Origin of the sequence: Nocardiopsis prasina DSM 43845, from assembly GCF_000341265.1 — a bacterium.
In the GTDB taxonomy this organism is placed as follows: domain Bacteria; phylum Actinomycetota; class Actinomycetes; order Streptosporangiales; family Streptosporangiaceae; genus Nocardiopsis; species Nocardiopsis prasina.
This window is the reverse complement of the sequence record NZ_ANAE01000068.1, coordinates 12992-32785: the sequence shown is the minus strand read 5'-3', so window position 1 is coordinate 32785 and position 19794 is coordinate 12992. Positions and strand designations below refer to the sequence as shown.

Here is a 19794-nt window from a genome sequence, read left to right as displayed (position 1 = left end):
TGCTGGGCGCCGGTCCCGTACGCCTGCTGCTGAGCAGCGGCGTCCTGACCATAGGCGGCCTGCTGACCCGAGGCGTCGTAACCGTAGGCGGCCTGCTGCTGAGCGGCGGCATCCTGACCGTACGCGGCCTGCTGCTGGGCGGCGGCGTCGTAACCGTAGGCCTGCTGCTGGGCGACGGCCGGGTCGGTGGACGGGTAGCCCGCCGGAGCGAAGGACTGCTGCGCGCCGGTCGCGGGCGGGAACGGCTGCTGGTTGTACATCTGCTGCTGCGGCTGCGCCCGGGGCACCACGGTCGGGTCGTTGAAGATCTTGATCAGGTAGAACCCGAAGAAACCGAGCACCGCACCCTGGGCCGCACGGCCCAGGAACCCGGCGAACGCCATGCCGCCCTCACCCGGACGGATGTCGATGAAGCCGCTGATCAACGCGATCAGGCAGAAGAGCAGACCGACACCGACCAGGATCATCGAGGTCAGGATCACGGGGAAGGAGTTGGGGCGGGTCCGCTCGCTGGTCAGCACCAGGCCGACCACGACCACGAGCAGGAGAGTGACGGTGAATCCGAAGAAGTCGCCACCGTTCGCCACCATCGCCAGCGGGAAGCTGTAGCCCTGTGCGCTGGAGCTGATGATCACCGAGATGAGCCCGGCGAGCATGTGGACGCCCAGGGCACCGAGCAGGACCCAGGCCCCGGGCAGGCGCAGGCGGTCGAGTGTTTCGTTGTTCAAGAGAGGTTCCCCTCTGCTGCTTCGCCGTCGCGTCGGAGGAAGCTTGGCATATCGTCGGGCTGTCGGGTGAATCGGCCAGGGCGCGCTCGAGAGACATGGGGACAGCGAACGCGGGGCCGATGAAGTGGGATGGCGACCACCGTCCGATGGTTCACACACCGTCGGTACCGGAAGGGTCACGCTGGATCGTACCCACGGAGGGGCAGACGACCCATACTCGCCCCCAGCCTGCCAGACTTGGACGCATGCGGATAGTCGTACCGGCTGGCGGTATCGGCGGCGCGCGCTTCCTCCGTGGCCTCAAGGCCACACTGGGAATCGGCGCCGCGACCGAGTCCGACCAGGCCACAGACCACCAGATCACCGTCATCGGCAACACCGGTGACGACATCACCCTCTTCGGTCTCCGGATCTGCCCGGATCTGGACACCGTCATGTACACCCTCGGCGGCGGGATCAACGAGGAGCAGGGCTGGGGCCGTACCGACGAGACCTTCACGGTCAAGGAGGAGCTGGCGGCCTACGGCATGAAGCCCACCTGGTTCGGGCTGGGTGACCGCGACACCGCCACCCACATCGTCCGGGCCCAGATGATCGCCGCCGGGTACCCCCTCTCCGCCATCACCACGGCCCTGTGCGACCGCTGGCAACCGGGAGTACGACTCATCCCGATGACCGACGACCAGGTCGAGACGCACGTGATCGTCAACGACGAGGAGGGGCGCCGGGCCATCCACTTCCAGGAGTGGTGGATCAGGCACCGGGCCGCGCTGCCCGCCGAGCAGATCATCAGCATGGGCGCCGAGAAGGCCAAGCCCGCCCCCGGCGTGATCCGCGCCATCCGCAACGCCGACGCCGTGATCATCCCGCCGTCCAACCCCGTGGTGAGCGTGGGCTCCGTCCTCAACATCGAGGGCATCCGCGAGGCCATGGTGGGCAAGACCGTGGTGGGCGTCTCACCGATCATCGGCGGCGCCCCCGTGCGCGGGATGGCGGACGCCTGCCTGAGCGCCATCGGCGTGGAGACCAGCGCGGGCGCGGTCGCCGACCACCTCGGCTCCGATCTGCTGGACGGCTGGCTGGTGGACGAGGCCGACGCCGACACCAAGGTGGACGGTGTGGAGGTGCGGTCCCGCCCGCTGTACATGAGCGACCCGGAGTCCACCGAGGCGCTCGCCCGCGCCGCCGTGGACCTGGCCGTCGAGCTGTCCGCGCGAGGGGAGCGGGACCGGTGACCGTCCCGACGCGCTCGGAGCGCGGCCAGGAGTCCCCACCAAGGGTGAGCGAGCTGCGGGTCCGCGGGCTTCCCGGCATCCCCGAGGTGCGCGCGGGCGACGACCTCGCCGCGCTGATCGCCGGGGCCGTGGCCGCTTCCGGCCAACCGCTGGTGGACGGCGACGTCCTGGTGGTCACCTCCAAGATCGTGAGCAAGGCCGAGGGGCGTTCCCAGCCGGGTGACGACCGGGAGGCGGCGATCGACGCCGAGACCGAGCGGGTGGTGGCGCGGATGGGCCACATCCGGATCGCGCAGCACCGGTCGGGCCTGGTCATGGCCGCCGCCGGAGTGGACGCCTCGAACGTCGCTCCCGGCACCGTGCTCCTGCTTCCCGAGGACTCCGACGCCTCGGCGCGCGCCCTGCGTGCCCGCCTGGCCGTACTCCTGGGCGTTCGCGTGGGCGTGGTGGTCTCGGACACGTTCGGCCGCCCCTGGCGCATGGGCCAGACCGACGTGGCCATCGGCGCGGCCGGGATCACCGCGATCCAGGACCTGCGCGGCACCACCGACGCCCAGGGCAACGTCATGGAGGCGACGATCAACGCGGTGGCCGACGAGGTCGCCGCCGCCGGTGAGCTGGTCAAGGGCAAGACCGCCGGGGTACCGGTGGCCGTGGTCTCGGGCCTGGGCGACCTGGTCACCGAGGAGGACGGCCCCGGGGCGGCGGTACTGATCCGCCCCGCCGACGACGACCTGTTCCGCTACGGCTCCCGGGACGTGGTGGCGGCCCGGCGGACCGTGCGCTCCTTCACCGAACAGCCGGTGGATCCCTCCCTGGTGCGCCGTGCGGTGGCCACCGCCGTGACCGCCCCGGCGCCGCACCACACCACTCCCTGGCGGTTCGTCCTGGTGGAGTCCGCGCAGACCCGTCAGCGGCTGCTCGACGCGATGCTCGGGGCCTGGGTGGAGGACCTGCGCGGCGACGGGTTCACGGAGGAGCAGATCGCGAGGCGGACCAGGCGCGGCGACGTGCTGCGCGGCGCGCCCAGCCTGGTGGTGCCGTTCCTGGTCGCGGACGGGGCCCACCCGTATCCGGACGAGCGTCGCGCCGACGCCGAGCGGTCGATGTTCCTCGTGGCCATGGGCGCGGGGGTGCAGAGCCTGCTGGTGGGCCTGGCCATGGAGGGCCTGGGCTCGGCGTGGATCTCCTCCACGATGTTCTGCGCCGACGTGGTGCGGGAGGTCCTGGACGTACCCGAGGACTGGCGTCCGATGGGCGCGGTGGCCGTGGGCTACGCGGCCGAGGCGCCCAAGGACCGTCCGCCCCGGGACCCGGACGCCTTCATGGTGGTGCGCTGACCCCGGGGTCGTCGGCGGCGCGTCCTCCGTCGCGGCCCGTCCCCGCCCCGGCATGCTGGGGCGGGGGCTGGGCCGTCGGAGGGAGCCGGGATGTCCGTCGAGCACTACGTGATCGCCACGCTGGTCGTGGTGGTCGCGGTCATCGTGGGCCAGCTGGTCGCCGGGCGGATCAGGATTCCGGGCGCGGTGGTCCTGGTGATGCTCGGCATGCTCCTCGGGGTGGTGCCGTGGATGAACTCGATGTCCATCGCACCGGAGGTCGTCCTCCTGGTGTTCCTGCCGCCGTTGATCTACAACGCGGCGTTCTTCTCCTCTCCCAGGGACATGCGGGACCTGGCGCGGCCCATCATCGTGATGTCGGTGGGGATGACGCTGGCGACGGCGTTCGGTCTGGCCGCCGTCATCCACCTGCTGATCCCCGACGCGGGCTGGCCCGCCGCGATCGCGCTGGGCGCGGCGATCGCCCCGACCGACGCGGTGGCGGCCTCGGCGATCCTCAAGAGGGCGGGCACCCCGCGCCGGGTGTTGACCATCCTCGAGGGTGAGTCCCTGATCAACGACGGGGTCGCGCTGACCCTGTTCAGTCTGGCCATCACCGCCATGATGCGACCGCTCACGCCGGGGGACGCCGTCCTGGAGCTGGGCAAGGTGGTGCTGGGCGGGCTGCTCTACGGCGTGGTGGTCGCGGTGGTGATCGCGTGGGGGCGCAGTCGTATCCAGGACCCCTCCCTCCAGTTGATGACGGTGCTCATCACTCCCTTCGTGGCCTACATCCCCTCCGAGATGTCGGGGTTCTCCGGGGTCCTGTCGGCCGTGGTGGCCGGGTTCTACCTGGGCACCCACGGTGAGGGGCTGTTGCCGCCCCGGGTGAGGGTGAGCGGCCAGACCGTCTGGCGGACCCTGGTGAGCCTGCTGGAGGCGATGCTGTTCGTGCTCCTGGGGTTGCAGTTGGACTCCGTGGTGCGGGCGGTGCGGGAGAACTTCGCGTTCGTCCAGTTGCTGGCGGTGGCGCTGGTGGTGATGGTCACCGCGATGGTGTTGCGCATGGTGCTGATGTTGATCCTGACGTCAGTGCAACGCTTCCTGACCAGATCCGAACTGGACGTGTCGAGCTTCCGTGAGCGCGTGGCGATCGGCTGGAGCGGGATGCGCGGGGCGCTGTCCCTGGCGATCGCGCTGTCGTTGCCCGCGACCCTGCAAGGGCAGGAGTTCACGGAGCGGGGCGCGCTGATCTTCATCGCGGGCGTGGTCGTGATGGGCACGCTCGTGGGTCAGGGCACGACACTTCCGTGGCTGCTGCGCAAGTTGGGACTGACCGACGAGGGCACCCGACACAAGGAGTTCCTGCGCGCGGAGTACGAGATGGACTGCGCGGCCGTGCGCAAGGTGGACGAGATGCTCACCGAGGGTGATCTGGACGACAAGTCAGCGGACGCCATGCGCGATCGGTTCAGCAAGCGGATCGGGCACGTGAAGGGGCTGCTGGACGGGGACGGAACCGACCTGGCCCAGGTCAAGGAGGACGCCCGGGACCGCAGGGAGACGCTGGCCCAGATCAACCAGGCCCGCCGTGACTCCCTCATGTCCCTGTACCGCTCGGGGGACATCGACTACGACGTGTTCACGAAGCTCGCGCGTGACCTGGACATTCGGGACAGCGGGAGCGGTCACTACGGAATGTGACTGGTACCGGGTGCCCAAGAAAACCACAAACTTTCCTAACCGTTTCCGTTGACTGTCGCGGACCGTAACTTTAAAGTTTCCTAACAATTACCGGCTCACAGAGCACGCCTTCGTCACCCCGCTCGGCGAAAGGAGCACTCCCCATGCTCAACACCCGGAACACCAGGCTCGCGATCCTCAGCGGCCTCGCCGCGGCGGCCACCGCGTTCGTCACCTCAGGCGGCGCACTGGCCCCGGAACCCGCACAGGCCTCGACCACCCCCGAAACGGTCGAGACCCAACAGACCAGCCAGTGGCTCACCGGCTACTGGCACAACTTCGACAACGGCTCCACCGTGATGCCGCTGTCCGACATCCCCAGCGAGTACAACCTCGTGGCGGTGGCCTTCGCCGACAACCACCCCGAGCTCGACGGCGGCATCACCTTCAACCTGGCCAGCGACGAGCTCAACGGTTACACCGACGCGGAGTTCCGCGAGGACATCGCCGCCATCCAGGCCGAGGGCCGCAAGGTGATCATCTCCGTGGGCGGCGAGCTCGGCCACGTGGACGTCACCAACCCCACCCAGGCGCAGAACTTCGCCGACACCACCTACGAACTCATGCAGGACTACGGGTTCGACGGCGTGGACATCGACCTGGAGCACGGCATCGACGCCGAGCACATGACGAGCGCCCTCCAGGACCTCAGCGGCCAGGCCGGGTCCGAGCTCATCATCGCGATGGCCCCCCAGACCATCGACTTCCAGAGCCCCAGCGCCGGGTACTACCAGCTGGCCAGCAACATCTCCGACATCCTCACCATCGTGAACATGCAGTACTACAACTCGGGTTCCATGCTCGGTTGTGACGACAGCGTGTACCAGCAGGGCACGAGCGACTTCGTCGCCGCGCTGGCCTGCATCCAGCTGGAGATGGGCCTGAGCCCCGACCAGGTCGGCCTGGGCCTGCCCGCCGTCCCCTCCGCCGCCGGAGGCGGCTACCTGGCGCCCAGCGGCATCGTCTCCGCCCTGGACTGCCTCGAGACCGGCAGCGACTGCGGCTCCTTCTCCCCCGACACCCCGTACGGGCAGATCGGCGGCGTGATGACCTGGTCCATCAACTGGGACGCCACCAACAACTACGACTTCGCGAACACCATCTCGGCCCGACTCCAGTAACCCCGACCCCGCGGGGTTACTCCCACCCCGCGGTCAGCGCCCCGTCGCCTCACTCCCATCCCCGACGGGCCGCCCCGAGAAAAAAGGGGCGGGACGCCATCCCCCCGGCGTGCCGCCCCTCCTTCGTTGCCCGGACCCAAACCCAGAGAATGGGCACTGCGGGTTCCCTCGGGTAAAACCCTTCCAGGTGTTCCTGTGGAAAGTTCAGGCCTCAGGGTCGGAAGCGACGAGCGCCGCGTCGTGATACCGGGGAACATGCTCCGATCAGCCAAGAAGGACATCAGCGACGCCTGATCCCCTCTTCCCCCAACCGGCTCTCGCTGCCCGTACGTGTGGGTCGACGCGCCCAGCACGGCCGTGACCGGGGCGGTCCTCACCGCTTTGGGGCGCCGTAGGAGCTGACGAAGGTGGGGCGGGACGCGGTCTCCGGCGCCCCGCCCCTCCTTGTTCCCGGTCAGGCCAGAGGGAGACGGGGGCGCAGGATGCTGGGCGCCACCCCGTCGCTGGCCTCGGCGACGCGGCGGCGCTCCTCCGGGACCGCGCCGTAGGTGGTGGTGCGCTGGCGGACCGGGCGGCCCGTGGGCTCGACGAGTGCCTTGATGTCGCTGATCGTCTTGTACGAACCCTGGCCGGAACCGGCCATGCGGCTGATGGTCTCCTCCATGAGGGTGCCGCCGACGTCGTTGACGCCGCCGCGCAGCAGCTGGCGGAAGGTGTCCTCGGCGAGCTTGACCCAGGAGCCCTGGATGTTGTCGATGCTCCCGTGCAGGAGGAGACGGGCCAGCGCGTGCACCGCGCGGTTCTCCCGGACGGTCGGTCCCGTGCGGGCGAGCCCGGCGAGGTAGATCGGCGCGTTGGTGTGCACGAACGGCAGCGGCACGAACTCCGTGAACCCGGGCCTGCCGTTGCGCTCCATCGACCGTTCCTGGAGTGAGCGCAGCAGCTTGATGTGCGCCACCCAGTGGTGCGGGGAGTCCACGTGCCCGTACATCATCGTGGACGTGGTGGGGATGCCCAGGTCGTGGGCGTTGGTGATGACCTCGATCCACTCGCTGGCGGGGAGCTTGCCCTTGGTGAGCACCCACCGGACCTCGTCGTCGAGGATCTCGGCGGCGGTCCCCGGGACCGACCCCAGTCCGGCTTCCCGGGCACGGGTCAGCCACTCGCGCACCGGCAGGTTGGTGCGGGCCGCGCCGTTGACCACCTCCATCGGGCTGAAGGCGTGGACGTGCATGTCCGGGACTCGTTCGCGGACGGCCCTGGTGATGTCGAAGTACGCGGTCCCGGGCAGGTCGGGGTGGATGCCGCCCTGCATGCACACCTCGGTGGCACCGGCCTTCCAGGCCTCCTCGGCACGGTCGGCCACCTGGTCCAGGGACAGCGTGTAGGCGTCCGCGTCGGTGCGGCGCTGGGCGAAGGCGCAGAACCGGCAGCCGGTGTAGCAGACGTTGGTGAAGTTGATGTTCCTGGTCACCACGTAGGTGACGTCGTCGCCGACGGTGTCGCGGCGGACCCGGTCTGCGAGGCCGGTGAGCGCGTCCAGGGCGTCGCCGTCGGCGTGCAGCAGGGCCAGCGCCTCGGCGTCACTGAGCCCCGCCGGGTCGCTTTCGGCGCTGCGCAGGGCGGCGGCGATCTCGGGGTCCAGGCGTCGGGGTGTGGCCCCCTCACGGTCCACGCCCGGGGCGAGTTCGTCCCAGTCTCCGTAGACCGCGTCGAAGTCGCCGCGCCGGTCACCGGTGCGGCCCTCGGAGTCGATCTCCGTGTGCAGGTCGGTGCGGCCCGACGAGGTCAGGACCGCTTCGGGCTCCTGCCAGGGGCGTCCCACCAGGGGCGCGTCCTCACGGGCCAGGCCGGTCTCCGGGTCCACGAGCGCGTGGACGTGCTCGCGCAGGCGCGGGTCGACCCAGGGTTCGCCCGCCCGGATGTACTCCGGGTACACGGTGAGGCGTTCCCGCAGGGTGAAGCCCCGGGCGGCGGTGCGGGCGGCGAGGTCGTCGATCTGCGGCCAGGGGCGCTCGGGGTTGACGTGGTCCGCGGTGAGCGGGGAGACCCCGCCCCAGTCGTCGATGCCCGCGCGGATCATCAGCTCGTACTCGTCCACACCGCCCTGGTCCGCGCCGATGAGGTTGGGCGGCGCCTGGACGTGGGCCTTGGGGCCCATGACGAGGCGGGTGACGGCGATGGTGGCGGCCATCATGTCGCGTTCGGCGTCGGGGCGGTGCATCATCGCCGTGTCCGGCTTGGCCCGGAAGTTCTGCACGATGACCTCCTGGACGCCGCCGTAGCGGCGGGAGACCCCGCGCATCGCGAAGATGGACTCGGCGCGGTCGGCGACCGTCTCGCCGATCCCGAGCAGGATGCCGGTGGTGAAGGGAACGCTGGAACGCCCCGCGTCCTCCAGGGCGCGCAGGCGTACGACGGGGTCCTTGTCGGGGCTGCCGTAGTGGGGCTGCCCCTTCTCGGTGAACAGCCGCCGCGAGGTGGTCTCCAGCATCATCCCCATGGAGGGGGCGACGGGCTTGAGCCGCTGGAGGTCGGACCAGGTCAGCACGCCGGGGTTGAGGTGCGGAAGCAGCCCGGTCTCCTCCAGGACCATGATCGCCATGGCGCGCACGTAGGAGAGGGTGTCGTCGTAGCCGCGCGAGTTGAGCCACTCGGCGGCCTGCTTCCAGCGGTCCTCGGGCCGGTCTCCCAGGGTGATGAGGACTTCCTTGCAGCCCATGGCGGCGCCCTCGCGGGCGATCTCCAGGACCTCGTCCGGGGACATGAAGGGGGCGTCGAGCCGGCCGGGGACCGTGGCGAAGGTGCAGTAGTGACAGCGGTCGCGGCACAGGCGGGTCAGGGGGACGAAGACCTTGCGGCTGTAGGTGATGACGCCGGGACGGCCCGCCGCCTCCAGGCCCGCGTCGCGGGCCCGTCCCGCGTACTCCAGGAGTTGGTCGAGGTCCTCGTCCCGGGCGTGCAGCAGCACCTCGGCCTCGGTGACGTCGAGGGTCTTGCCGTCCCGGGCGCGGGCCAGGGCCCTGCGCATGGCGGACGCCGTCGGTGTGGGAATGGGGGCTGGGTCGTTCGCACCACTCATAACGGCTCAGCCTACGCGTCCGGCGGTACCGGGTCTCGGGCGCCACCCGGTGACCGCGCCCGGATCCGGCCTGTGGACAACCGGGAGCGCCCCGCGCGTCCGGCATAGGCTTGGGGGGTGCTGACTCGGCTTCGACGGAACTCCTGGGTGCGCCTGGCCCTGCTCGCGCTGGTGTGCGCGTGCGCGGCCGCCGCCCTGTACGCCAACTGGACGCAGGCGCGGGCCGCCGTCTCCGAACTCCCCCTCTGGGTGCTGCCCGCCGCGGTCCTGGCCGGGATGCTGGGGCTCGCCGCGCAAATGATGGCGTGGCGGTCCCTGCTGGCCGGGCTGGGGTCGTCGTTGCCCAGGGCGGCGGCCGCCCGGGTGATGTTCGTGGGCCAGCTCGGCAAGTACGTGCCCGGGTCGGTGTGGGCGTTCGTGGCCCAGGTGGAACTGGCCCGCGACTGGCAGGTCCCGAGGTCGCGCGGGGCGGCGGCCACACTCCTGGCGATCGCCGTGACGGTGGCCGTGAGCCTGGCTGTCGCGGCCGTGGCCCTGCCGCTGTCCTCCGCCGAGGCGGCCCGACGGTGGTGGTGGGCGCTGGCGGCCGCGCCGGTGCTGTTGGCCTGCCTGCACCCGAGGGTGTTGGGGTGGGGTGTGCGGTTGGCCGCGCGACCGTTCGCGCGGTTCCGTGAGGTGGCGGACGCCGGTCCGCTGGTGATCGGTGGGCGTTCGGTCGCGGCGTCAGTGGCCTGGACCCTGGCGGCGTGGGTGCCGTTGGGCGCGCACGTGTGGTTGCTGACCTGGGCCGTGGGCGGCGAGGCGCTGAGATCGGTGGGTCCGGCGGTGGGGGCCTACGCGCTGGCCTGGACCCTGGGCCTGCTGGTGGTGTTCGCGCCCGCAGGACTGGGGGTGCGCGAGGTGGTGCTGGTGGTGGCGCTGGCCCCGGTGGTGGACGCGGGTGCGGCCCTGGTGGTGGCGGTTCTGTCGCGGCTGGTGATGACGGTGGCGGACGTGGGTTGGGCGGGGTTGTCGCTCCTGTTTTCCAAGCCCCCGCAGACCGAGCCCGGACCGAGATCCGGGTCTGGGTCTGGGTCTGGGTCGGGGTCTGGGTCGGGGTCTGGGTCGGGCCCGGAATCAAACACGACGGCGCGTACCGGCTCCGGCTTCGAAGAGGATCTCGGGTCAGGTCCCCCTCGGTGAGAGTCGTGCACTGGGCGGAGGCACGTGCCGGTCCCTGTTCCCGGGAGGAACCCGACCCGCCTGGCTGCCGGGACGCTCGCACAACAAAACAGGAAAGAAACCTTCTTTTTTGCTCGGGTGCGGCCTATGCTCATGCCGTATGAACTGGGCCCCCCGCTTCCCACGTGTCCTGTCCGCCCTCGCCGTGACCCTCGTACTGGCACCGGCCACCCTCGGCGCGGCCGAGCCCTCCCCCGAAGGCCCCTCCCACGCGTATGTCAGGCCCGCTGACGTCTCCTGTGACCAGGGCGCCGGCACCCTCACCGTGGTCGGGCAGCTCTTCCCCGTGGTGAGCGGATCCTCCGACGGTGAGCCCGAGCTCTCCCTGACCCTGGCCGCCGAGCTCGAGCCCGAGGAGGAGACCGACGAGGAGGCCACGACCGACCTCGAACTCGTCGTGGTGCCCAACCCCGAGCCCCTCCCGGGAATCAGCACCGACGACATGGCGTCCGCAGCCGAACGGGCCGGAACGCTCACCGCCAGCCTCTCCGGCAGCGACGGCAGGCTGCTGACCGGTGACGATCCGCCCACCCTGGCCTGGGAGGACTGGGAGCCCCCGCTGGGCTTCTACGAGGTGCGCGTGGCCACCGAGACCTTCGCCCTGCCCGGGTTCGGCGACTGCACGGTGAACGCGGCGACCCCGGTGAGCAGCATCCAGGCGGGCACCGAGCACGAGTTGGAAGAACAGCGCGCGACCGGCGACGATACCTCCGACCTGCGCGAGTACCTGCCGTGGATCGTGCTGGGCGTGGGTGTGCTCGGCGCCGTCTGCCTGCTGGTGCCCGCCGTGCTCCACCTGCGCCGCCGGGCCTCCTGAGGTCAGGCCGACAGCAGCCGGTCGGTGTAGGCCCTCCAGTACGGTTCGGCCTCCACCGGCCGGACCCCCGCTCTGAGCCGCGCGGGCACGCCGGGCTCGTAGAAGGCGGCCAGCGCGCGGGCGAGGTCGGCCGTGTCCCCCGGTTCACAGAGCAGGCCGTCCACGCCGTCGCGCACGTGGTCGGCCAGGGTGCCCGCCCGGGTGGCGATCACGGGCAGCCCGTGCTCGTGCGCCAGCCACACGTTCTGGGTGGCGGTCGCGGATCGGTAGGGCAGCACCAGGGCGTCGGCCCCGGCGAGCAGCCCGGGCAGTTCGTCGGCGGGCACGTAACCCTCACGGAACCGGACCCGGCCGGTCAGCCCCAGCTCCTCGGCCAGGCCGGCCAGTTCACTGGAGCCTCCCCAGAACTCACCGGCCACGGTCAGAGTGACGTCGTCGGGTGCCCCCTCGGCCAGCGCGCGCAGCAGCACGTCCACGCCCTTGTACGGGCGCACGATCCCGAAGAACAGCAGGTGGCGCCTCTCCTCGGAGGCACCACCGGCGGGTGCCCCCCCGGTCTCCGGAAGGTGCGGCGGCATCTCCGCGACGACGGGCCGGGGACGGGCCGGGCCGAGCAGTCCCTCGGCGAGACCGCCCTGTTCGGCCGAGTGGGTGAGGACCCCGTCCACGCGGCGCAGCAGCGCCCGGACCAGGGACACGTCCACCGCTCGGCGCTCGTGCGGCAGGACGTTGTGGCACAGGGCCACCACACGGGTCCCCGAACCGCGCCGGGACCGGATCCCGGCGAGGACGCCGAGGTAGGCGGGCACCTGCACCGGCGAGAAGAGGGTGAGTACCACCAGGTCGTTCTCGTCCGCGAGTCGCCTCCCGGTGCGCCACCAGCCGTCCGGCCGGTACCAGGCCAGATCGTGGCGGGTGTCCGGGTAGGGCTTCCCCTCGGGGTCCGTGATGGTCTGCGTGCCCGGGTAGAGCGCCGCCGGGTACTGCGCCCGCCACGACTCGATGCCCGTTTCGTGGCCGAGGGCGCTCAGCCGGTGCGCGAGCTCGGTGGTGTGCCGGGCCCCGCCGCCCTTGTAGGGGTGCGCGGGGCCCACGAGGGTGATGCGTCCGGTCACGGGTGCTCCCTCGAACGGACGATGAGGTCGGCCAGGAGCGCGATCGCCGCGATGATCAGCCCGGTCATGAGGATCATGACGGTGTTGTTGGGCATGTAGAGCGGATTGCGGACCTGGTCGTAGACGAACTTGGCCGTGCCGATCCCCAGCAGCCACAGGGCGGGCGGCATGAGGACCTTGAGCGGGTTGAAGTACATGACCATGCGCAGCACCTGGAGGATGTACCGGTAGGCGTCACGCACGAAGTGGAACTTGGACGTGCCCGCCCGCTTGGCGTACTCGATGGGCACGTACCTGAGGGGGTGCTGGTTGGACAGGAACGCCAGCGTGATGGTGGTGACGCAGGAGAACCCCGGCGGCAGCAGCCTGAGGTAGGGACGGGCGACGTCCCTGCGGAACACCCGGAGACCGGAGTTGAGGTCGGGGATGCGGGTGTTGGTCAGGCGTTCGGCGACCTTGCGGATCATCCACTTGGCGGGGACGCGCAGCGCCTTGTGCGATCCCATCTCCTGGGTGCGCGCCCCCACGACCTGGTCGATCTCGGGGTCGTTGTCCAGCATGGCGACGAGCTCGGGGATGCGCTCGTTGGGGTAGCTCATGTCGGCGTCGGTCCACGCCACGAACTCGCCGCGCGCCCGCTGGCTGCCGATCCGCCGCACGGTGCCCGCGCCGCCGTTGTGCCCGAAGGGGACGACCCTCATGTGGGGGAAGAGTCCCTCCACCTCGCGCAGCCTGTTCAGGGTGTCGTCGGTGGAGGCGTCGTCCACGGCGAGCAGCTCGTACCCGTACCCGGAGGCGTCCATCGCCGAGCAGATCCGTTTGATCTCGTCGACGACGTGCTCCTCCTCGTTGTAGCAGGGGAGGACGATCGTGACCCGAACCGGCGGGGCGTCGTGCTCCGGGGCTCGGTCCTGGGCGTCTGGGTGGCTCATGGTCCTTCTCAGCGGGGTGGTCGGGAGAGGGGGCGGTCTCACGCCGGATCGTTCGTGGCGGGCAGGACGGCTGTCCACACGCTGCCGTTGAAGGTCCAGTGTCCGGTCGGGGGCTCCATGAGGGTACTCGGGTCCATCTGGGCGACGACGTGGAAGTGCCGTTCGGGCTCCACCTCGGAGTCGGTGAGCTCGTCGAGCTGCTCCCAGTGCGAGGCGGCCAGAACGGCGTCGCGGCCCCGCTGGTGCACGGCGTGCACGACCCTGTCGACGGCCTCTGGAGAGGCCTCGTCCAGGGCGGCGGTGGGCACACCGCAGACGTTGCGCAGCAGCGGCATGTAGTTGCCCGCCATCCCGGAGTCAACCACGACGACCGAGGCGTCGGGTGGCAGCGACGCGCAGAGTTCCTCTGTGGCCGCCACCGTGCCCACGTCCTGCCGGTATCCCATGATCCCCCACGCGGAGGTGACCACACCGGGCCCGAGGAGGGCGACCGCAGCCCCGGCGGCCACCACGGCGGGGAGCGACCGGACCATCGAGGTGGTCCGGGAGTGGCGCACGGAGTTCTCGCAGTAGCGAGTCAACCAGGCCAGGAACCACACCGCGAACAGTACGAACGCCGGGATCACCAGCACGATCAGGCGCCTGCTGGCCCAGGGGTGGTCCGGGGTGATGGCCGGGCGCAGCAGCGTGGTGGTGACCGTCCACACGAGCAGCATGGCGGGCAGGAGCCACTGGAGGTCGCGCCGCTGGGTGAGGCGCCGCAGGACCAGGGCCACCCCCAGGGAGGCGAACAGGACGGCGCCGAGGCCCACGTACCAGCCCACCCAGTACAGGCTCATGTCGTAGTAGGTGCGGCTGCCCTCGATCGGCAGCCCCTCGATCTCCTGGACCGAGGCCACCCACTGGTCGGTGAAGTCGCTGCCGTGCCCGTAGTCCGGCCAGAGCAGCGGGCGCACGGCGAAGCCCACCATGACCAGCAGCGCGGCCAGCGCCATCACGTTGGGCAGCCAGCGCACCCGTTCGGTGTGCGGCAGCCCGAAACGCCACAGGGCGGCGGTGAGCGCGACGGTGGCGCCGATGACGGCGGCGCTGATGAGCAGGAGGGGGTTCAGGGAGTCGGACAGGTACTCCAGGTACGGCAGCGAGTAGCCGTATCCGGCGACCAGCCCGTAGGCCACGCCCACGCAGAGCCCGGCGAGCAGGGGCAGCGCCTGCCCGCGCCGGGCCACCAGCAGCAGGCCGACGAAACCCACCACGGGCAGGAGGTCGCGGATGGCGTCGATGCGCACCAGCACGCCGAGACCGAACACCAGCCCGGCCACCAGCGCCAGTGCCTGCGGTGCGCGCCACCGGTCGGAGAGGGCGCGGCGGCTGGCCAGGGCGTCGAAGGCGATCACCATGCCGCCCAGGAGCAGAATCTGGGCGAGGGGCTCGCTGTAGGTGAACCGGCTGACCCACTGCTGCGGCAGGCACACCGCCAGGATCAGGGCGGCCAGGGGAGCCCAGCGCGCGCCGACCAGGCGGGCGGTGAGCCCGGCGAAGGTGAGCACTCCCAGTGCGCCCAGCACCGGGGTGGCCACGAGCATGCCGCCCAGCCCGCCGAGCCAGTAGCCGACCGACAGCACCAGCGGCGCCCCGGCCATGAACTGCGGCCAGATGACGTCGTCACGCTGGTAGTGGGCGAGGCTCTGGTAGCTGAGCGCGGGGTCGTCCCCCGCGATGAGCTCGGCCTGCGTCGGGATGGGCAGGAAGCCGTTCTCCGCGATCCAGGCCGTGTACATGGCGTACGAGGCCGGATCGCGCCGGATCACCAGGGCCTCGGCGTGGTAGGCGATCTGCACAGCGGCGAAGGCCACGGTGATGAGCAGGACCGCGACCACCGGCCACCAGGGCACCTCCTCCTCGTCCGGTGGGTCCGGAAGCAGGCGCGGCACCAGGGCGCACGCCGCGACCACGGCGGGAAGCCCCAGGACGAGTCCGGTCAGCGGGGTGAACTGGCCGAGGACCAGCAGGGGGAAGGCGACGAGGAGCCAGGCCGAGAGGGCGATCGCGGGGAGCGCGGTCACACGGGCGAGGAGCCGTCCGGGAAGCGGGCGCATGAAGCAACTCTGGCACTTCGTCCCGCGCTACGCACACTCCGTCCCCAACCATGGCGGGACCGTGACAAAGAGGGTTCGGGCCCACTGGAGCGGCCGGTGGGAGCGCCTAGCATGGGCGCCATGTCCGACTCTCCCGCGCGACTCTGGCGCGCCCTCGTCTCCTCCGATCCCTCACGCCCGTTCGTGACCTCCCACGACGACCTCGGCGACCGGATCGAACTGTCCCGGGCCACCCTCGACAACTGGGTGTCCAAGACCTCGAACATGCTCGTGGACGGTTTCGGTACGCAACCGGGTGACCGGATCGCGCTCGCCCTGCCGCCGCACTGGCAGTCAGTGGCGTGGGTGCTGTCCTGCTGGTCGGTGGGGGCCACCGCGGTGCTCTCCGAGAACGGCGCGGCGCCCGAGGTCATGGTGGCCGATCCGGACCGTCTGGAGGCCGCGCAGGACAGCGGCGCCGAGGAGGTCGTGGGCACCTCCCTGGACCCGCTGGGCCTGCCGCTGCGCGAGGTCCCGCCGATGGTGACCGACTACACCGTGGAGGTGCGCGGGCACGGCGACCACTTCCCCGCCTACCCGGTGGAAGCCGCCGAACCCGCCCTGGAGTCCGCCGGTCGCACCCTCACCGGCGCCGAGGTGGTGGCGGCCGGACAGGAGCTGGCCAAGACCTGGGACCTGGGCGAACGGGACCGGCTCGCGGTGGTCGTGGCGCCCGACGCCCCGCTGGACGCGTTCGGCGGGGACCTGTCCGTGCTCACCGCCGCGATCGCCTCCGGGGTTCCCCTGGTGCTGACCCCGCCGCCCGCGGAGAGCGACCTCCAGCGGTTCCTGGACCGGATGGGAGCGGAGGGCGTCACCGTGCTGTACGGAACCGAGCCCGTCGGCGACCTGCCCTTCCGCCGGGTCGCGCTCTAGGGAGTGGTTTCTGGATGCTCGGCCGGTGGCGGAGCCGTCACCGGTGCGAGCTACCGCCTCCCCAGATGATGCCCCGCGGGGCAGGCTCCGTGGAGCCGCGCGACAGCGGAGCCCGCACGGGTCGGGCCGTCCAGCCTCACCGCCGCGGCGAGGGACCTGGCAACGCCAGGGTTCCCGCCTACGTCGCGTGGGCGGGGGTCCACCGTCCCGCGCTCCGGCGCGACTCCGCGCGGGACGGTTCGTCCGTCGCCGAGCCCCGGGCGCGCTCGGCACGCTCCCTCTCCCGTTCGGCGCGGGCGCTCACCCGCGCGGCCTCGCGCGCCTCCTTCTGCGCCCTGCGTGCGGCACGCTCCTCGTGGGCGGCCCGTTCGGTCTCGGCCCGGTAGAGGTCGGCGGCCTGTGCGGCGAAGTCCGGGTGCATGGTGTCCCCCTGGGTGGTCCGTGTCCGCCGGGGCTGCTGCTCCCGGCTGGTTACAGACTCCGGCTAAGGCCCCCGGCCGCACATCGGGAGACTTCACCAGACAGCGGCGCCGTGCCCCGCCTCAGGCGAGGCGGGGCACGGCGCGGGGACGTCTGAGGTACCTCAGAGGGATCCGGTGCGGAGTGGTGGGTCCCGCTTCCCGGACCGGGCTCAGGACTCCCGGTAGTAAGCGTCGGCGACGATCCCGGCGCGCTTCGACTCGTCGTAGGTGTACACCTCGCGACCGTCCACGAACACGCGCTGGGCGCGGCTCATGATGTCGAGCGGGTCGCCGGACCACACCACGACGTCGGCGTCCAGCCCGGGGCGCAGGGAACCGACCCGGTCGTCCAGGCCCATGATCTCGGCGGGGTTCACCGTGAGCGCGCGGATCGCGGAGTCGCGGTCCATGCCCTCCTTGACGCACAGGATCGCCTGGTAGACGAGGAACTCGATCGGGATGACCGGGGCGTCGGTGGTGAGGGCCACCTTCACGCCCGCGCGGTCCAGGATGCCCGGGTTGGCCAGGGTGCGGTTGCCCACCTCCACCTTGGAGCGGCTGGTCATCAGCGGACCGGTGATGACGGGGATGCCGCGCGCGGCGATCTCGTCGGCCAGCAGGTGGCCCTCGGTGCAGTGGTTGATGATGAGCCGGTAGCCGAACTCGTCGGCCAGGCGCATCGCGGTGTGCATGTCGTCGGCGCGGTGCACGTGCTGGCACCAGGGCACCTCGCCGTCGAGCACCTGGACGAGGGTCTCCAGGGTGTTGTCGCGGTCGAAGGGCGTGCCCTCCTGTGCGGCGTGGTCCCGCTTGGTCCTGTAGTCCTCGGCCTTGGTGAAGGCGTCGCGGATGACCGCGGCCACGCCCTGCCGGGTCGAGGGGAGGGTGTCCTTCTTGCCGTAGACCCGCTTGGGGTTCTCACCGAGAGCGCTCTTGACGCTGGCGGGCTCCTTGAGCAGCCGGTCCTCGACGCTGCGGCCCCACATCTTCAGGGCGACGGTGCGACCGCCGATGGGGTTGCCGGAACCGGGCTTGATCACCGAGCTGGTGACACCCCCGGACAGGGCGTCGGCGAACCCCTGGTCAGCGGGGTTGATGGCGTCGATCGCACGCATGCGGGCGCCGTTGGGGTCGGTCATCTCGTTGGTGTCGTCACCGGCCCAGCCGATGGTCTCCTCGTGGATGCCGACGTGGCCGTGGGCCTCGACGAAGCCGGGCAGGACCCACTGGCCCGCCGCGTCGACGATCTCCGCGCCCTCGGGGACCGTGACGTCCGCGGCCGACCCGACCGCGGCGATCTTCCCGTCGGAGATGAGGACCGTGCCCCCGTCGATGGGGTCGCCGTCGACGGGAACCACGTATCCGGAAGTGATTGCGATATCCATGGCGGGCAACCTAGCCCATGCACGGTCACGTTCCCAAGGGCGTTCCGTGACCGATCACCCAACGAATGGTCATTCCTGGGGCCAGCGCGCGGTGAGGAGTTCGGACTCGGGGCTGAGGTCCACACTGGACTCCTCGATGGAGTCGCGCACCATGCGGCAGTGGCCGACGTCCTCGGTGTCCCCGGTGAGTTCGCCGCCCTGGGCGGCGAAGGCGTAGACCATGCTGGGGCGGTCGGCGAACTCCATGATTCGGAACGCGCCGCCCAGTCCCGGGTGGTGCGGGGTCTCCTCGGGGATCACCGCGAGGCTGACGATGCCCGCCTTGACGAGGTCGGCGAGGAAGTCGCGCTGGCCATTGAGGACCTCGGCGCCTCCCTGGGGCCGCTGGAGCACGGACTCGTTGAGGACCACGCGCAGGGCGGGGCCCTCGGGGCCCGTGGTGGCGGCGCGTTCGGCCATCTCGTCGTCCACCATCGCCTCGATCTCCTCGTGGTCGAGGTTGGGGTGGCGGGGTTCGAGGATGGCCCGCGAGTACTCGCGGGTGCGCAGGAAGACGGGGACCGCCATCGGCTGGTGCTCCCACAGCTGCGCGGCGTGCGTGCCGAGCTCGCTCATGTCGCCGAACTCGCTCGGGAAGGCCTCGGCCTGGAGGGTGATCGCCCAGGCGTCGACCAACTGGTGATCGGTGCCCAGCGCCGTGTCGACCCGTTCGACCAGTGACCTGGCCGGGCGGCAGTGCGCGTCCTCGACCTCGCGGAGTTTGTCGTCGGTGACCCCGACGTTCCTGGCGAGTTCGGCGCGTGAAAGTCCCAGGTCGGAGCGGGCCCGCAGCACCCGCGCCCCGAAGGGGAGCCACATCGCCGACGGCAACGCGGTGTTCACGTCCATAACCTCTCCCGTTCTCGGCCGGTCAGCAGACACCTGTGGGGACATGTGGTGACGTACCCTCTGTGCGACGCCCCAGCCCCTGTGGTTCGACCTTCTCCCGGCTCGGGGCGGCTGGTCAAGCGACCGGGCGGGTGCGGCCATCCGTGATAAGTCAGTACAAAGTCGATGATGTCGCCCCAGCGCTGTCGAGTGTTTCCCCCGATTGGAAGGTCCGTTGGTCTACTTCGCCCTCTTCCTCGCCCTCTTGTCGCTCGTCTTCTGGGTGTACGTGCTCTTCGACGTCATCGGATCCGACTCCGCGAGGATCCGTCTGCTGCCCAAACCGGTGTGGGCGGTGATCGTCCTGCTCCTGCCCAAGGTGGGCGCCGCGCTGTGGTTCCTGCTGGGCCGCCCGCCCCGGGACCCCGCGCTTGCCCAGGGCCCGGCGGGTCCCCCTCCGCCCTTCCCCGAGTACGAGCACCCCGGGCGCGCCCGCGCGGTCTCCCCGGAGGAGGACGAGGCGTTTTTGCGGCGCTGTCGTGAGCGCGCTGAGGAGCAGCGCCGCCGCGCGAGGGAGATCCAGGAGCGGGAGTCCCGGGAGCGTCAGGAGCGCGAGCACGGGCGCGGCGGCCCCGGGGAGGAGTCCGGCTCCGGCGACGCGAGCCGTGACCGCGACGGGGACGAGGACCCGATCGGCCCGTCGTCCTGACCACGGCCCCGAAGGCCCTGGTGTGCCCCGGACGGGGCGATCGGG

Annotated in this window: 15 protein-coding genes and 1 pseudogene; 8 read left to right on the top strand and 8 right to left on the bottom strand. The window is 71.1% G+C overall.

Features of this window, described 5'->3' with window-relative positions; genetic code table 11:
* A pseudogene (locus D452_RS0101740) lies at positions 1 to 728 on the bottom strand (hypothetical protein); the annotation flags it as partial.
* Between the two features lie 245 nt (positions 729 to 973).
* On the opposite strand from D452_RS0101740, the gene cofD reads away from it, so the two are divergent.
* The 4 genes from cofD to D452_RS0101720 all read left to right on the top strand — a co-directional run bounded on the left by cofD (position 974) and on the right by D452_RS0101720 (position 6146).
* The gene (gene cofD, locus D452_RS0101735) at positions 974 to 1963 is read left to right on the top strand and encodes a 2-phospho-L-lactate transferase (protein ID WP_017542434.1); all 990 of its coding nucleotides are present in this window, start codon (positions 974 to 976) and stop codon (positions 1961 to 1963) included.
* On the top strand, positions 1960 to 3303 hold the full coding sequence (locus D452_RS0101730; protein WP_239646306.1) for a coenzyme F420-0:L-glutamate ligase: 1344 nt from the start codon (positions 1960 to 1962) through the stop codon (positions 3301 to 3303). The genes cofD and D452_RS0101730 overlap by 4 nt, the downstream gene beginning before the upstream one ends.
* A 90-nt stretch (positions 3304 to 3393) precedes the next feature.
* Positions 3394 to 4986 carry a Na+/H+ antiporter gene (locus D452_RS0101725; RefSeq protein ID WP_017542432.1) on the top strand — a complete coding sequence of 531 codons (1593 nt, stop codon included), beginning with the start codon at positions 3394 to 3396 and terminating at the stop codon, positions 4984 to 4986.
* Between the two features lie 143 nt (positions 4987 to 5129).
* Positions 5130 to 6146, top strand: coding sequence for a chitinase (locus tag D452_RS0101720; RefSeq protein WP_017542431.1), 1017 nt, complete (start codon positions 5130 to 5132; stop codon positions 6144 to 6146).
* Between the two features lie 454 nt (positions 6147 to 6600).
* On the opposite strand, the gene D452_RS0101715 is transcribed toward D452_RS0101720, so the two are convergent.
* Positions 6601 to 9228 (bottom strand): bifunctional FO biosynthesis protein CofGH, encoded by a 2628-nt coding sequence (locus D452_RS0101715; protein ID WP_083927427.1) that lies wholly within the window; start codon positions 9226 to 9228, stop codon positions 6601 to 6603.
* A gap of 117 nt (positions 9229 to 9345) precedes the next feature.
* Here D452_RS0101715 and D452_RS0101710 point away from each other — a divergent pair, with 117 nt between their 5' ends.
* Both D452_RS0101710 and D452_RS0101705 read left to right on the top strand, forming a co-directional pair.
* Positions 9346 to 10410 carry a lysylphosphatidylglycerol synthase domain-containing protein gene (locus D452_RS0101710; protein WP_051061232.1) on the top strand — a complete coding sequence of 355 codons (1065 nt, stop codon included), beginning with the start codon at positions 9346 to 9348 and terminating at the stop codon, positions 10408 to 10410.
* Between the two features lie 139 nt (positions 10411 to 10549).
* On the top strand, positions 10550 to 11266 hold the full coding sequence (locus tag D452_RS0101705; RefSeq protein ID WP_017542428.1) for a hypothetical protein: 717 nt from the start codon (positions 10550 to 10552) through the stop codon (positions 11264 to 11266).
* 2 nt (positions 11267 to 11268) lie between these two features.
* Here D452_RS0101705 and D452_RS0101700 read toward each other — a convergent pair whose 3' ends face one another.
* From D452_RS0101700 to D452_RS0101690, 3 genes are read right to left on the bottom strand one after another with little or no spacing between them, the layout of a single operon-like run.
* Entirely contained in the window at positions 11269 to 12381 is a 1113-nt protein-coding gene (locus D452_RS0101700; RefSeq protein ID WP_017542427.1) for a glycosyltransferase family 4 protein, read from the bottom strand.
* Positions 12378 to 13313: a glycosyltransferase family 2 protein gene (locus D452_RS0101695; RefSeq protein WP_017542426.1), complete on the bottom strand. Its 936-nt coding sequence runs from the start codon at positions 13311 to 13313 to the stop codon at positions 12378 to 12380. Before D452_RS0101695 ends, D452_RS0101700 begins: the two co-directional genes overlap by 4 nt.
* A gap of 38 nt (positions 13314 to 13351) precedes the next feature.
* Positions 13352 to 15412 carry a hypothetical protein gene (locus tag D452_RS0101690; protein WP_017542425.1) on the bottom strand — a complete coding sequence of 687 codons (2061 nt, stop codon included), beginning with the start codon at positions 15410 to 15412 and terminating at the stop codon, positions 13352 to 13354.
* Positions 15413 to 15523: 111 nt separating this feature from the next.
* Here D452_RS0101690 and D452_RS0101685 point away from each other — a divergent pair, with 111 nt between their 5' ends.
* The gene (locus D452_RS0101685; RefSeq protein ID WP_017542424.1) at positions 15524 to 16327 is read left to right on the top strand and encodes a TIGR03089 family protein; all 804 of its coding nucleotides are present in this window, start codon (positions 15524 to 15526) and stop codon (positions 16325 to 16327) included.
* Positions 16328 to 16505: 178 nt separating this feature from the next.
* Here the strand turns inward: D452_RS0101685 and D452_RS27545 are convergent, their stop codons facing one another.
* The 3 genes from D452_RS27545 to D452_RS0101670 form a co-directional block, all read right to left on the bottom strand.
* Positions 16506 to 16748, bottom strand: a complete 243-nt coding sequence (locus tag D452_RS27545; protein WP_017542423.1) for a hypothetical protein — start codon at positions 16746 to 16748, stop codon at positions 16506 to 16508.
* Positions 16749 to 16958: 210 nt separating this feature from the next.
* Positions 16959 to 18173, bottom strand: coding sequence for an amidohydrolase (locus tag D452_RS0101675; protein ID WP_026128883.1), 1215 nt, complete (start codon positions 18171 to 18173; stop codon positions 16959 to 16961).
* Positions 18174 to 18242: 69 nt separating this feature from the next.
* Positions 18243 to 19061 carry a helix-turn-helix domain-containing protein gene (locus D452_RS0101670; RefSeq protein ID WP_017542421.1) on the bottom strand — a complete coding sequence of 273 codons (819 nt, stop codon included), beginning with the start codon at positions 19059 to 19061 and terminating at the stop codon, positions 18243 to 18245.
* A gap of 214 nt (positions 19062 to 19275) precedes the next feature.
* Between D452_RS0101670 and D452_RS0101665 the strand changes: the two genes are divergently transcribed.
* Entirely contained in the window at positions 19276 to 19749 is a 474-nt protein-coding gene (locus D452_RS0101665; protein ID WP_017542420.1) for a PLD nuclease N-terminal domain-containing protein, read from the top strand.
* Positions 19750 to 19794 lie beyond the last annotated feature (45 nt).